The sequence below is a fragment of the Phycisphaerae bacterium genome (assembly GCA_012729815.1).
GTDB lineage: Bacteria > Planctomycetota > Phycisphaerae > JAAYCJ01 > JAAYCJ01 > JAAYCJ01.
The window spans coordinates 1-13,793 of sequence record JAAYCJ010000321.1 but is presented as its reverse complement, the minus strand read 5'-3'; the positions used below and the strand labels follow the sequence as shown (position 1 = coordinate 13,793).

Annotated in this window: 11 protein-coding genes; 8 read left to right on the top strand and 3 right to left on the bottom strand. The window is 65.0% G+C overall.

Annotated elements, in window-relative coordinates; translation table 11 throughout:
* Positions 1-2: 2 nt before the first annotated feature.
* On the top strand, positions 3-584 hold the full coding sequence (locus GXY33_21060) for a ferritin-like domain-containing protein (GenBank protein ID NLX07635.1): 582 nt from the start codon (positions 3-5) through the stop codon (positions 582-584).
* Between the two features lie 56 nt (positions 585-640).
* On the opposite strand, the gene GXY33_21055 is transcribed toward GXY33_21060, so the two are convergent.
* Positions 641-1,978, bottom strand: coding sequence for an MFS transporter (locus GXY33_21055; protein NLX07634.1), 1,338 nt, complete (start codon positions 1,976-1,978; stop codon positions 641-643).
* A 198-nt stretch (positions 1,979-2,176) separates the two neighbouring features.
* Entirely contained in the window at positions 2,177-4,414 is a 2,238-nt protein-coding gene (locus GXY33_21050; protein ID NLX07633.1) for an MFS transporter, read from the bottom strand.
* Between the two features lie 245 nt (positions 4,415-4,659).
* Here GXY33_21050 and GXY33_21045 point away from each other — a divergent pair, with 245 nt between their 5' ends.
* On the top strand, positions 4,660-5,436 hold the full coding sequence (locus tag GXY33_21045; GenBank protein NLX07632.1) for an HAD family hydrolase: 777 nt from the start codon (positions 4,660-4,662) through the stop codon (positions 5,434-5,436).
* Between the two features lie 142 nt (positions 5,437-5,578).
* Positions 5,579-7,012 carry a hypothetical protein gene (locus GXY33_21040; protein ID NLX07631.1) on the top strand — a complete coding sequence of 478 codons (1,434 nt, stop codon included), beginning with the start codon at positions 5,579-5,581 and terminating at the stop codon, positions 7,010-7,012.
* A gap of 7 nt (positions 7,013-7,019) precedes the next feature.
* Here GXY33_21040 and GXY33_21035 read toward each other — a convergent pair whose 3' ends face one another.
* Positions 7,020-8,384: an FAD-dependent oxidoreductase gene (locus GXY33_21035; protein NLX07630.1), complete on the bottom strand. Its 1,365-nt coding sequence runs from the start codon at positions 8,382-8,384 to the stop codon at positions 7,020-7,022.
* A 321-nt stretch (positions 8,385-8,705) separates the two neighbouring features.
* Here GXY33_21035 and GXY33_21030 point away from each other — a divergent pair, with 321 nt between their 5' ends.
* The 5 genes from GXY33_21030 to GXY33_21010 form a co-directional block, all read left to right on the top strand.
* Complete coding sequence (locus GXY33_21030) at positions 8,706-9,029, top strand: lipid A biosynthesis (GenBank protein NLX07629.1); 324 nt, start codon at positions 8,706-8,708, stop codon at positions 9,027-9,029.
* On the top strand, positions 8,995-9,894 hold the full coding sequence (locus GXY33_21025) for a ChbG/HpnK family deacetylase (protein ID NLX07628.1): 900 nt from the start codon (positions 8,995-8,997) through the stop codon (positions 9,892-9,894). The genes GXY33_21030 and GXY33_21025 overlap by 35 nt, the downstream gene beginning before the upstream one ends.
* Entirely contained in the window at positions 9,894-10,862 is a 969-nt protein-coding gene (locus GXY33_21020; protein NLX07627.1) for a glycosyltransferase family 2 protein, read from the top strand. Before GXY33_21025 ends, GXY33_21020 begins: the two co-directional genes overlap by 1 nt.
* Positions 10,863-11,113: 251 nt before the next feature.
* Positions 11,114-12,403, top strand: a complete 1,290-nt coding sequence (locus GXY33_21015) for a citrate synthase (protein ID NLX07626.1) — start codon at positions 11,114-11,116, stop codon at positions 12,401-12,403.
* Between the two features lie 71 nt (positions 12,404-12,474).
* Positions 12,475-13,793 (top strand): fucose isomerase (locus GXY33_21010; GenBank protein NLX07625.1); only part of this gene is annotated, 1,319 nt, incomplete at its 3' end.

Sequence of the window (13,793 nt, the reverse complement as noted above, 5' to 3'; positions counted from 1 at the left end):
TGATGGTGGAGTCGAAGACGAGCGGTGCGCCGGTGGGATCGCAGGCGACGGGAGGCGAGATAGGGGGGCATGACGTATCGGTGATCCGGCCGGAGGTGCGGATCGAGCAGTTCAAGATTCGCGGGCACGCGATGTCGCGGCGGAAGCGGCGGGCGATCCGGCGAGGGCTTCGGCGGCTGTGCAATCTTGAGACGCTGGCGGTGGGGGTGTATCGGTACCAGATTCACCGTCGGATGTGCGAGCACAACCGGGAGCTGATCGCGGCGATGTGCAACGAGATGACTCACCTGCAGGATTACATGGTCAAGTTGTTCGAGTACAGCGGCCGTCCGAGTTGGATTCGCGGGTTGTACGGTTGGGCGGGGGCGATGGTGGGCTTTGGTTCGCGGCTGATGGGGCGGACGCGGAGCCTGCGGGCGGGGATATGGGTGGAGAAGGGGACGATCGAGGACTACCGGGCACTGCTCAAGTCGGTCGAGTGGGACGATGAGACGCGTGCGGTGATCGAGAAGAACCTGGCGGATGAGCACGGGCACATCGGGCGGTGGAAGGAACTGCTGCGGACGGCGGAGCCGGATTACTGAGAAGAGAGAATTCAGAAGCCAGAATGCCGTTCTCGGCGGCAGAAGAATTCGAACGGTTACTTGGCGAGAGAGCTGGATTCGGCGGCGACCGGTTGCAGTTCGGGTTCCAGAGGCGGTTCGGGGGCGGGCGGTTGGTGGGCGATGAGCGGGACTCCGCGGGCGGGGACGAGGGTGGAGAGGGCTGAGATGGAGAGGGCCAGAACGGCGGCGGCGGCGAAGAGGTGTTCGTATCCGAGGGCGGCCCAGAGGGCGCCGGCGACGACCGGAATGGTCATCGAGGCGATGTGGTTGATCGAGACTCCCATGGCCAGGGTGGAGGAGATTTCCTGGTGGCAGTGGCTCATTCGCGAGAGGTAGGTGGCGCGGGCTGAGCCGAGGGCGAAGAGGAGGTTATCGGCGATGAAGCATCCGCAGGCGAGGGTGCGGGCCGTCGTGCCGACGGTGGAGCCGAACGCGGCTGACGAGAAGAGTCCGTCGGCGAGGAAGTAGCCGGGAGCGACGGATCGGGTCAGGAGGACCAGGTGCAGGGCATAGCCGTAGCCGAGACAGACGACGGCGAGCGCGAGGCCGTCGACGACCATGACGGCCCGTTCGCCGAGGCGGTCGATGGCCAGCCCGGCAAGGGGTTTGAAGACGATGCCGATGATCGCCGCGGTCATCAGCAGCCCGGCGATGGACGAGGCGGAGAGGCCGTAGACCTGGATCAGCACCCAAGGCCCGAACGTCAGGAATATCTGCTTGCGGGCCCCGAAAACGAATTCCAGAACATAGTAGAGGGTGAACCTCCGTCGGAGCACCAGCTTGGGGCGTGGTTTGTGGAGTTGGGGAATGTGCATGAAGCCGTAGAAGATACCGGCCAGAAGACCGACCACGCCGGCGATCAGGAATCCCAGACGATACTGCGGATGGACCTTATCGAAGAGGAACCAGACGATTCCCGCGCCGAGGATCAGGCCGATCGTCTCGGTGGCCCGCATCTGGCCCATCCGCCATCCGCGGTTGGTCGCGTCGCTGGTGGCCAGGGCGATGGAGGCGGAGACGGGGTGGATCAGGTGCTGCCCGGCGCTGGCCAGCACCATCATGACGACCATGGCCCCGTAGGACGAGCCGAGAACGGCCAAGCCGACCGTTCCGACCAGAAAGATGGCGGCTCCGACCAGTCCCAAACGGGTGACGGGCAGGGCCCAGAGGACGCCAGCCATCACCACGACGAGAAACCCGGGCAGTTCGCGCGGCATCTCGAGCCATCCGCGGGCGGGCGCGGAAAGGTTGAAGGTGTCGGCGAGGTAGTTGTTGAAGATGGACTCGTGGACGCCCATCGCAGCGGACATGCAGATGATGGCGCCGAAGAACAGAACAAGTTGTATCGAAAGCGATTTCCGGTTGTCGGTCATGTCTCGGTCCCTGATCCGCTGAGGCGGACACACGGGAATTCTCCGGTCGCGGTGGGCGCGACCGCCCCCCATTCCTTCGGCCGTCGAGCGACACCTTCGCGGCTGAGCCGTTTGCGGCCCAAATGACATCATAGCGATCGCAGCCTGTCCTGGCAACGGGATTCGCGCGGCAGGCGGGTCGCGTGCCGCATCGGTTCATCAGCAGCGGCTGTTGAGGCCGAGGGCGATCGCGTGCAGGGCCAATTGGAGGTACTCCGGACGGACCTGGTCCGACCGGCGCAGACAAGCGGCGCACTGGCCAAGGATCTTTTGGAGGCTCTCGCGGCGGGCCTTCTGGCAGACGCCGTCCAGGATTTGGCAGAGTCCTTGGGCGCCGAGGGCCAGATCGTTGCGGGCGAAGCAGTGGACGCACTGCTCCATGAGGCGGCGAAGCTCCGGGTCGGCGGCGGGCGACTTGCGGAGGTTCAGGAGGGCCTGGGCGGCTGCGGTGCCAGGGTCCGTGCGGAAGCCCCGCCACAGGCCGATGTAGTTCCGCTCGGACCCGGCAATTCGGGCCAGGGCCAGGGCCAGTTCCTGGCGCGGGGCCTCTCGGCCCATGCGTTCCAGGGCGGCCAGCAGATCGTCGATGGCCTCAGCGGCGCGGAGGACGCCCAGAGCGGAGGCGTAGGCCAGGCAGACCCCGTCGTTGCATTCCTCGCGGAATTGATCGAGCAGGAACGGGATGCTCGATCGGTCATTCAGGGCGGCTAGGGCGCGGGCACTGTGGGCTCGCAGCAGCGGATAGTCGGACAGGAGCGTTTCGCGGAGCGGCAGGACGGCGCTGGAGTCGCCGAGGCGCCCGAGGGCCCAGGCGGCGGCGATGGCCAGGTCGGGCTCGTCGCCGCCGAGGACCATGAGCAGTTCGTCGACCAGGACGGGTTCGGGCGGCATCTTGGAGATCGCGGTGATGGCTTCGTAGCGGACGTTGAAACTCGGATCGTGCAGGGCCTCGACCAGCTCATTGACGCTGAGGGGATTGCGGGCCTGGCCGAGGCGCTGGGTCACGTGGATCCGCTGGCGCTCATCGCCCGCCCAGCGGTAGCGGACCAGGGACTCCATCGCCATCAGCGGGTTGCCCTGGAAGAACATGCCGAGGAATTTGGGGGTTGACACCTCGCCGTGGGTGCGGACGCGGCTCATGATCATGATGCCGGCCGCCAGCAGTGCAACGCAGACGGCGAACAGGGGCGTGAACGGAGTGACGCGCAGAAACGCGACGGTGAAGTTCAGATCGGCCCAGCGGTCGAGGAACCACCCGGCCAGAAGCGGAGCGAGTCCGGCGGTCAGTCCGGCCCAGGCGTAGAAGATCGGCATGTAGGCGGTGCGGCTTTCGGGAGGGACGGCGGTCACGTAGAGGTAGCGAGAAAAGCCGGTGCCCCAGGCCTGGCTTGCCATGCCCAACAGAAGGGCAATGGCCATTGCGACCCCGAGGCTCCAGACGCTGTGGGCGGGCATGAGAAACCAGAGGACGGGCAGGGCCAGCAACATGCAAAGCCCCGAGAGCATGACCGGCTTGCTGCCGTAGCGGTCGGAGGCCCAGCCCCACAGGTAGCAGGAGGCCAGCAGGCCCAGGTAGTAACCGACGTCGAGGTAGACCACGCGGCCGGGATTCAGGCCGATCTGTTCCTTCATGTAGAGCGGCACGAACGAGAGCAGGGGCACGAGGCCGAAGGTCACCGCGGCCAGGCCGAGCAGGTAGAGCCGGAAGTTCGCATCGCGCAGGGCGTCGGTCATCATCGCGAACTCGGTGCGCCCGGTGGAAAGGGAAGGGTTTGCGGCTCCGCCCGGGATACCCGAGTAGAAAAGTATCGAGACGCCGCCGGCGACCACGCCGACGGCGATCAGGATGATGAACCGGCTCAGGCCCAGGTCGGTGAAACGGCCGACCACGTAGCCGGCGACGCTGAGCGTGACAATGCCGGCGACGGTCGCCCCGATGGTGTTGACGGCGCCGACCTTGCCGCGGACGTGGTTGGGGATCACTTCCTGGAACCAGCTGGTCCAGGCGGTTTCCGCGACCGCCCGGGCCAGCGCGAAGGCCAGCACTACCGCAGCCACGAACCAGAACGCGGCGGCCTCGCCGTACCGGGCCAGGACCCACGGGGTCAGCAGGAGCAGGGCGGTGATGGCCTTGCGGGCGCCGTAGAACGTAATGAAGATGCGTTTGCAGCCGAAACGCGAGAGGGTGGGGGCGATGGGGACGGCGATCAATCCGGCGAAGGGCAGCAGCGAGAGCAGGAATCCAATCTGCGCCTTATCGAGTTTCAGGGCGTCCAGGAACATGACGAAGACCGAGCCGAAGAAGGTCAGGAGGCAAAAGACGGTGTTGGCGAGCGTGCTGGCGTAGAGCCAGGGCAGGCGTCGCATGCGTTCGACGTTGGTCAGTTCGGAACTCACGGTAGGATGCCTTGCTCGCTGGGTCGTCGGCTTTGCTCGAACTCCACAAGCCCTCGGTCTGACCGTTCCGGTCGCCGACCGGGCGCGCCCGATTATACCGAGCCGCGTCCATACCGCTACAGGCAGATGGCGGGAATATCGCTTTTTGGACGAATTGCCCGCGGCGGGGGCTGTGACGACGGCCGGCCGGCGGGTATAATCCAAGCTTTTGGCAACGACCGGCGATGCGTAAAGGATGAGCGGCGATGGACGTACTTCGGCAGAAAAGGGGCTTTATCATCGACATGGACGGGGTGATCTATCACGGCGGGCGGCTGCTGGAGGGGGCCGGCGCGTTCGTGGAGTGGCTGAAGCGCGCGGGCAAGCAGTACCTGTTCCTGACCAACAGTTCCGAGCGGTCGCCGCGGGAGCTGGAGGAGAAGCTGCTGCGGATGGGGGTCGAGGTGGGTGAGGAGCATTTCATGACCTCCGCCCTGGCGACGGCGAGCTTTCTGGCTTCGCAGTGTCCGGGCGGACGGGCCTACGTGATCGGAGGGGCGGGTCTGATTCAGGCGCTCTACGACGTGGGGTTTTCGATGGACGACGTTCGGCCGGACTACGTGGTGGTCGGCGAGACGAGAGGCTACAGCTATGAGCAGATCGAGACCGCGATCCGCCTGGTGCTGGCGGGGGCGAAGCTGATCGGGACCAACCCGGACGTTACCGGTCCGGGCGAGCGGGGCATCCTGCCGGCGTGCCGGGCGCTGATCGCCCCGGTCGAACTGGCCACCGGCCGGCAGGCATACTTCATCGGCAAGCCGAACCCGCTGATCATGCGGGATTCGCTCAAGCGTCTCGGGTGCCGGCGCGAGGAGACGGTGATCGTGGGCGACCGGATGGACACCGACATCGTGGCCGGAATCGAATCGGAGATTGAGACGGTGTTGGTGCTTTCGGGCATCACCGGCCGGGAGGACTTGCCGCGATTTCCGTATCAGCCGCGGCACGTGATCGACGGAGTGGGCCAGATACCGGCGGCGTAGCGGCTCCTTTTTTCTTAGTCAGACTGAAATTCCGATTGCCTTGCCCTGATCGTGGCGGTAGGATGATTGCGCTGGTGCAACTGAGTTTCTCATCCTGCTGAGAGGGTGCGAGTAATGGGATATATCTTTCGGAGGCAGTGCGATGTTGCGAAGACGGTTTGCGTTTTCGGTGTGGGTGGCGGTTGTGTTGGTGGCCCTGGTTGGGATTGAGGGATGCGGCGGCCCGACGACCGATCCGAATACGACCGATCCAAACACCACGGATCCCAACACGGTCGATCCGAATACGATCGATCCGAATGTGACGGACCCCAACACCGCCGATCCGAATACGAGCGATCCGAACGAGGCGCTGCCGGCGCTGGTCAAGACGCTGATCAGCCTTTCGTTGAATCCGGGTCGGATCGAGGCGGGAGATGATATCGTGGTGTTCGGGGATAACGATACGGTTTACTGGCTGAAGGCCTCGACCACGGACCCGAACGCGACGACGGCGACGGAGATCACCGGCGGCACGCTGTTCGGGACCAGGAATTTCCGGGTGGCGGGCAAGAAGGTGGCCCTGGTGCGGGGCTCGAACCAGGTGGCGATCTTCGACACCGAGACGGGGATATTGACGGACGTTCCGGGCAGCCAGATTGAGCTGGACCCGTTCGTGATGCCCGTTGAAGTTCAGGCTCCGGGCCACATGGCGGCGGACGGGTCGCTGATCGCGACGATCAATGACGCCGACGAGGTGGAAGACGGCAACGTGATCAAGGTGATCGACGTGAGCGGTTCGTCGCCGCAGGTGATCAGTTTCCCGAATCCCGACGGGTTTGAGGGCTCCTTCGACCAGGTGGCGGTGGACGCGACGACCGGTCGGGTGGCGGCGCATGGCGAGAGTCCGGGCGAGATGATCTACGTGTTCGACGTGGACGACCCGAACGCGATTCCGCTGGCGATTGACGTGTTCGAGGACGGTTTTCAGGACAATGTCCAGATGGCGATTGACGGCGATTACATCATCTACGGGCAAGGGGCATCCGACGATCGCGCCCTGCTGGACGTGACGGACGGGACGATCACGGTCTTCACGAACAATCCGGCGAGCCCGAGCCTGCCGGTGGCGATCAAGGGCGGCAGCTTCGGGTATTTCATGTTCGCCGAGGAGGCGGACATGACCGACGACGGGCAGTTGTTCCGCAGCGCGATCGGGGAAGTGGCCGATGCGCCGGGTTCGACGACGGCGGGACAGCTTGACAACCTCGGCAGCCAGTCGGCGTGCGTATCGGGCGGGATCGCCGGGTACGGCCGGACGATGTGCATCACGCCGGACGGGTCGCGGTGGTTCATTGCGGGGATCGGCCCGGTGGACGCCGCGGTCGAGCATCTGCAGATGAGCACGGGCGGGGATTTCGAGACGTTCGACGATCCCTTCAACGAGAGCCAGACCGGCACGCTGATGGCGACGGACGTGTCGTGTTCGAGCAACACGGTGGCGTTCCGCGCCCTGCGTCAGACGCCCAACAGCGGATGCCTGACGAACGACGAAGAGGTCATCGGCTTTATCGTGCTCGATCGCCTGACGGATTGAGGATCGATCAGCCGATCGCGGGTTGGATGATCGCCCCCGCGGATCGCAGGACGTTCTGGAGTTGGTGCGGATCGCATTCGCCGACGGCGGCGCCTGACGCGGCGGCCAGGGCGGCTGCGGCGCCGGCGGCTTGGCCGGTGGCGAAGCAGCACGGCATGATGCGGACCGGTCCCAGGGCGTTCCATGAGACCGAGATGCTGCGTCCGGCGACGATCAGGTTGTCGATGGCCTGCGGGACGAGGCAGCGGTAGGGGATTTCGGTGTAAGGCTTAGTGATGGGTTTGCCATCCATCGGCTGATGCGACGGCTTTTTCGGGTCGGTCATATCCCATTGATAGCCGGTGAGGGCGACGGTGTCGTCGAAGGATTGCCCGGCCAAAAGGTCCTCGTCGGTGAGGGTGTAGCGTCCGACGATGCGGCGGGTCTCGCGAATGCCGATGGCGGGACTGGTCTGGGTGAGCCGGCAGCGAGAAAAACCGGGCATATGCTTCCGCATGATCTGAAACAGGCTGTGAGCTTCGGATCGGCCCTCGATCATGCCGCGGGTGAGGCTCGCGTCGTCGGTCCCGTCGATGCCGCAGTGGCACAGGGCGTTGATGAAGAACGTGCCTCGCCTGGGCATCTCGCAGCCGACGATGATGTCGGTGGAAAAGGGCCACTCGCCGGTTTCTCGCAGGTTGCTGATGATGCGGCGGAAACGCACGTCGCCGGTGTCGCGGCAGTAGGCTTCGAACGCGGCTGAGTCGACGTCCTCGAGCACGAAGATGACCGACGCGGGGGTCATCAGGGCGTCCTCGTCGCGGCCCTTGACGGTGGGGCATCCGGCCCGAAAGGCCAGATCGGCGTCGCCGGTGGCGTCCACCACGGTCTTGGGACGCACGGCGGTCAGGCCGGACTTGCCGTGCAGAAGGACTTGCGCGATGCGGCGGCTCTCGACGATGGGATGGATGGCGGTGGTGAAAAAGAGGACTCTCGCTCCGGCCTCGCCGACGAATTGGTCGAGGATGCGTTTGCAGGGCTCGAATTCGAATGGCACGGTCCGGCCGTGGTTGGGGCCGTAGCCGACGTGACGGGTGCCGCTGATCACGTCCTGGGTTTGTGAAACGGCCGCCCCTTCGGCGACCAGACGATCGACGACCTTCTGAAAGACGCCCGCGATGACGGGAAACCGGCCGTCGCGGGAGTAGCTGCCCAGCCAGACGCCGACCAGCGAGTTGGTGGCGACCCCGCCGAGGCAGCCGAACCGCTCGACGAGCAGCGTCCTAGCCCCCTGTCGCCCGGCGGCGACGGCGGCGGCTACGCCCGCCGGCCCTCCACCGCAGACCAGGACGTCGACGTCGGAGCCGTGGTTGGCATTCAGCGTGACTTGCATGGCAGTGGTTTCCTGGAAGCTCAGTGTTTCATCCGGTTAACGGATCTCGGCGGCGTCGATGTCGTAAGCCGGCGGGGATGTCGCGGCGGCGAACCCAGCCGGTCCGGCCCCCGTCACAACCACGTCACATTCGTAAGTCGGCATGGCGGCCTCCTCTTGGGTTACTGGTGATGCTCCCGCATTGTACCCGCGGAACGGGCCGGTTCAACAGCACAGAAGGCGGCCGCTGCGGGCGATTCGCTTGCGTTGGCGAGGCCGTTGTAGTCTACTGAGCTTTTCGGCAGACAAGATTCCAGCCGGAGTATATTGAGGAATGCGCCGATGACGAATCCCTTTGATTTCAGCGCGTGGACGGCGGTGGGTTTCGCCGGACAAGCGGTATTCGGTTCACGATTCATTGTCCAGTGGATCGCCTCGGAGCGGCGGAAGCAGAGCTACGTGCCGGTCGTGTTCTGGTATCTGTCGCTGCTCGGCGGGATCATTTTGACCATCTATGCGATCGGGATCAACGACCCCGTCTTCACTTTCGGACAGGGGCTGGGCGTATTCATTTATGTCCGGAATTTGGCGCTCATCAAAAACCATCGCCACGCGACGGCGGAAGGGAAGGATGTTGGAACGACGTCTGATCGTCAACGCGGATGACTTCGGCTGGTCGGAAGGGGTCAACGAAGGGATCGTCGAGGCCCACCGCAACGGGATCGTGACCAGCGCGACGCTGGCGGCGACGGGCCCGGCGGCGGAGCACGCGGTGCGTCTGGCCGCTGAGAATCCGGAGTTGGGCGTGGGCGTGCACCTGGCCTACGGTCTGGGCCGGTCGCTGGTGGAGCCCCGCCGCCTCTCGGCGATCTACCACACCGACGGTCGGGCGCGGTTTGGGGTGATTCGGCTCTGGCTGGCGGTGCGGCTCAGCCGCGTCGCCCGCGATCAGCTCTACCAGCACTTCGCTTCCCAGGTCCGGTGGCTGCTGGACCACGGTACCACGCCGACGCACCTGGACACCCACAAGCATCTGCACTTCTGCCCGGTTATCGGACGTATGGTCTGCCGGATCGCCGAGGAGTTCTCGATCCCCGCCGTGCGGGCCTTGCGCGAGCGATGGTGGACGGGCGGCGGCCAGCCGGCCACGCGGGTCAAGCTGGCGATGCTGAGTCCGATGGCGTTAATATGTAATTATTATATTAAATCATCACAAGTGGCGTCTGCGGATCGTTTCGTGGGCATCTCGTGGACCGGTTCATGGACAAAGCAGGGGCTTCTGGATATATTGGATCGATTATCGCCGGGCACGACGGAGCTGATGGTTCATCCAGGCTACGCCTGCGGTCTGGCCTCCGACGAGACGCGGCTTACCGGTTCGCGGGAGACGGAGTTGGAACTGCTTACGGATCGAGAGGTCATAGAGCGATGTCGGTTGCGCAACATCAGGCTGATAAGCTATCGCGAGTTGTCCATGGATCGCCCGCCGCATCCGGCGAGCGGGCCGTCGAAGGGCCGGGAGAGCCGGTGATGGACGTCGAGCTTTCGATCGTTTTCCCGGTCTACAACGAGGCGGACTCGATCGCCGAGCTGTACCGCCGGACCCGCAAGGTCCTGATGGATCTGGGCCGAAGCTGGGAGATCGTCTTTGTCGACGACGGCAGCCGGGACAACAGCGTAGCCGTCCTGAAGCGTGAGGCGGGCGACGACCCGCGGGTGCGGCTGGTGCTGCTGCGGCGAAACTTCGGCCAGACCCCGGCCCTGGCGGCTGGGTTCGACGAGGCCCGCGGCCGGACCATCATCGCCATGGACGCCGACCTTCAGCATCACCCGGAGGAGATTCCGCGGTTTGTGGCCAAGATCGACGAGGGCTACGACCTGGTCTCCGGCTGGCGTGAAAAGCGGGTGGACAATTTCTGGGTGCGTCGGATTCCCTCGCTGGTGGCCAACCGGTTGATGCGGTGGCTCTCCGGCGTGGAGATTCACGATTTCGGCACGACGTTCAAGGCGTACCGGTCGGAGCTGATCAAGGAGATTCGGCTCTACGGCGAATTGCACCGGTTCATCCCGGCGCTGGCCAGTTCGGTGGGGGCCAAGATCACCGAGCTTCCGATCCAGAACGTCAACCGGCCGTTCGGCAAGAGCAACTACGGCATCGGGCGGACGGTCCGCGTGCTGTTCGACCTGCTGACCGTACGGTTCCTGCTGCGCTACCTGCACCGCCCGCTGCAGTTCTTCGGGCTATTGGGTCTGATCTGTTTCGCGATGGGTTTCGTGCTCGGGCTGTACATCCTGTGGGACAAGTTCGCGCGCGGGATGGATATCATGGCCTTCCACGGGCCGCTCGTGCTGCTTACGGTGCTGCTGGTGATCGTGAGTGTGAGTTTCGTCTCGATGGGGCTGTTGGGCGAGGTGCTGGCGCGGATTTACTTCGAGGCCTCGGGCAAGCGGATCTACCACGTGCGTGAGATCTGGCGGGGCGGCGCCGGTCGGCCCTAATGAAGCCGACGTGCATCCGCTGATGGACCTTCGCGAGGGGAGGCTGAGGGCGGGTTCTGAACCGGATGTGGAGGGCATCGTATAATACTGGTGCGAACAAGGGTGCAGCGGCGCGGGCCGCTGCAGGGTTATGCGATGGTCGGGCCGCCATCGGAACCGCGATCCATGCGGTGGGTGACGGCCTCTGATCCGAACGTACGGTCGGGGACCGGTCGGCCGCTGGGCGGATCGCTTCTGACGGGAGGTTTCCGATGGGTGAGACGGTGAAGCTGACGGTTGACGGGCGGGAGGTGGAACTGCCGGTGGTGACCGGGGTTCACGGGGAGCGGGGGATCGACATCCGCAAGCTGCGGGCGACGACGGGCTTGGTGACCTACGATCCGGGCTATGGGAACACCGCCTCGTGCGAGAGCGCGATCACCTACATCGACGGGGAGAAGGGGGTTCTGCGGTATCGGGGGATTCCGATCGAGGAACTGACCGGAGCGACGACGAATTTCGTGGAGGTGGCGTGGCTGCTGATCTACGGGCGGCTTCCCGACCGGAAGGAGCTGTCGGCGTTCAGCCGCCGATTGACGAACAACGAGCTGCTCCATGAGTCGATGAAGCATCACTTCGAGGGCTTTCCGGTGAGCGCTCCGCCGATGGCGATGCTGTCGGCGATGATCAACGCCCTGTCGTGTTTCCATCCGCAGTTCTTCCAGCTCGAGGACGATGACGCGTTCGAGGAGATGAGCGCCCGCCTGATCAGTAAGGTGCGGACGATCGCGGCGTTCTCCTATCGTCGGTCGCTGGGCCTGCCGTTCATCTACCCGGACCCGAACCTGCGGTATTGCGCGAATCTGCTGCACATGATGTTCTCGCTTCCGCATCGGGAGTACGTCCTGCGCCCGGAGGTGGAGGAGGCGCTGAACCTGGTTCTGATTCTCCATGCGGACCACGAGCAGAACTGCAGCACGTCGACGGTGCGGATGGTGGGCTCGAGTCGGGCGAACTGCTTCGCGTCCTGCGCGGCGGCGGTGTGCGCGTTGTGGGGCCGCCTGCACGGCGGGGCGAACGTGGATGTGATCGAGATGCTCGAACAGATCCACCGTGGCGGCATGACGCCGGAGGACTGCATTCGCATGGCGAAAGATAAGACGAGCCAGTTCCGCCTGGCCGGTTTCGGGCACCGGGTGTACCGCAACTACGACCCGCGGGCGAAGATCCTGAAGGCGGCGGCGGACCGGATGCTGGGGCTTCTGGGCATCGACGATCCGTTGTTGGATATCGCCAGAAAGCTGGAGGAGTTGGCCCTGGCCGATTCGTACTTTGTCGAGCGCAAGCTGTACCCGAACGTGGACTTCTACAGCGGGATCATTCTGAGGGCGATGGGCATCCCGACGAACATGTTCACGGTGATGTTCGCCATCGGCCGTCTTCCCGGCTGGATCGCCCATTGGCGCGAGCAGCACGCGGAACCGGAGATGAAGATTGCGCGGCCCCGCCAGATCTACACCGGCCGGGACATCGCCCGCTATGAGCCGCTGGCGGATCGCTAGCGAATCTCCTGTCACGCCGTTGGCGTCCGGGGTAGACTTGAGGTCCTGACCCGTACACGAAGGAGTGCCGGATGAACTGGCGGAACGTCAAACTTGGGCTCTGCCCGATCGGCAAGTTCGTGTTCTCGCATGAGGACGCGATCGACTATAAACAGAGGATCAAAGCCTGCCTGGACGCCTGGGACATCTGGTACGTCGATCTCGACGACGTGCTGCCCGACGACGACGGGCTGGTGCGGGATCAGCGACACGTGGGGCCGGTGGTGGACTTTTTCCGCCGCGAGGGCGTGGACGCCCTGTTTGTGCCGCACTGCAACTTCGGCACCGAAGGGGCCGCCGGGATGATCGCCAAGAAGCTCGGGTTGCCGGTCCTGTTGTGGGGCCCGCGCGACGAGGCGCCGCTGGCGGACGGCACGCGGCTTCGCGATACGCTCTGCGGGCTGTTCGCCACCAGCAAGGTGCTGGTCAAACTCGGCGTGCCGTTTACCTACGTCGAGAACGGCCGGATCGATGAGCCGGCATTCCGGAACGGCATGATGGACTTCATGCGGACGGCGTCGGTGGTCAAGGCGTCGCGACGGCTGCGGATCGGCCTGGTGGGCGGGCGGATCGACTTTTTCTGGACGACCAAGATCAACGAGAGCGAACTGCTCGAACGGTTCGGCGTGGAGATCGTCCCGATCGACCTGGTGAAGGTGGTGCAGCGGGTTCGACAGACCGCCGCCGAGCGGGAGGGCCGCTATCGCGAGGAACTGGCGGAGCTGAAGCAGACCTTCACGTTCGAGGGCTTTGAAAGCGACGAACCGCTGGTGCGGCTGCTGGCCTTGCGCGACTTCTACCTGGAATGGGCCCACGAACAGGGCCTGCTGGCGATCGCCGTCGAATCGTTCACATCGCTGCCGGATGAGTTGGGCGCCTACGACTCGCTGGCGAGGGCCCTGGCGGGCGACAAGGGGCTGCCGGTGGTCTGCGAGACGGACGTGCACGGGGCGATCTCGTCGGTGCTGGCTGAGGCGGCGACGCTGGAGCGGACGCCGTCGTTTCTGGCCGACCTGACCATACGGCATCCGGACAACGACGACGCGGTGTTACTGTGGCACGCGGAAGGCCCGACCACGCTGATCGCCGACGACAGCGCCAAGCGGATCGGCAAGCACTGGATCCTGCCCAGCCCGCTTTCCGGCATGCTGCACGCGCGACTGCGAGGCGGCCCGCTGACCGTGGCCCGGTTCGACGGCGACGGCGGACGCTACCGCCTGATCGCCGGCGAAGGCCAAGCCGTGCCCGGCCCGCAGACCCAGAACACCTACGTCTGGATGGAAGTGGACGACTGGCCGAAGTGGGAGCGGGCGTTTATCGAAGGGCCGTACATCCATCACGTGGCGGTCGT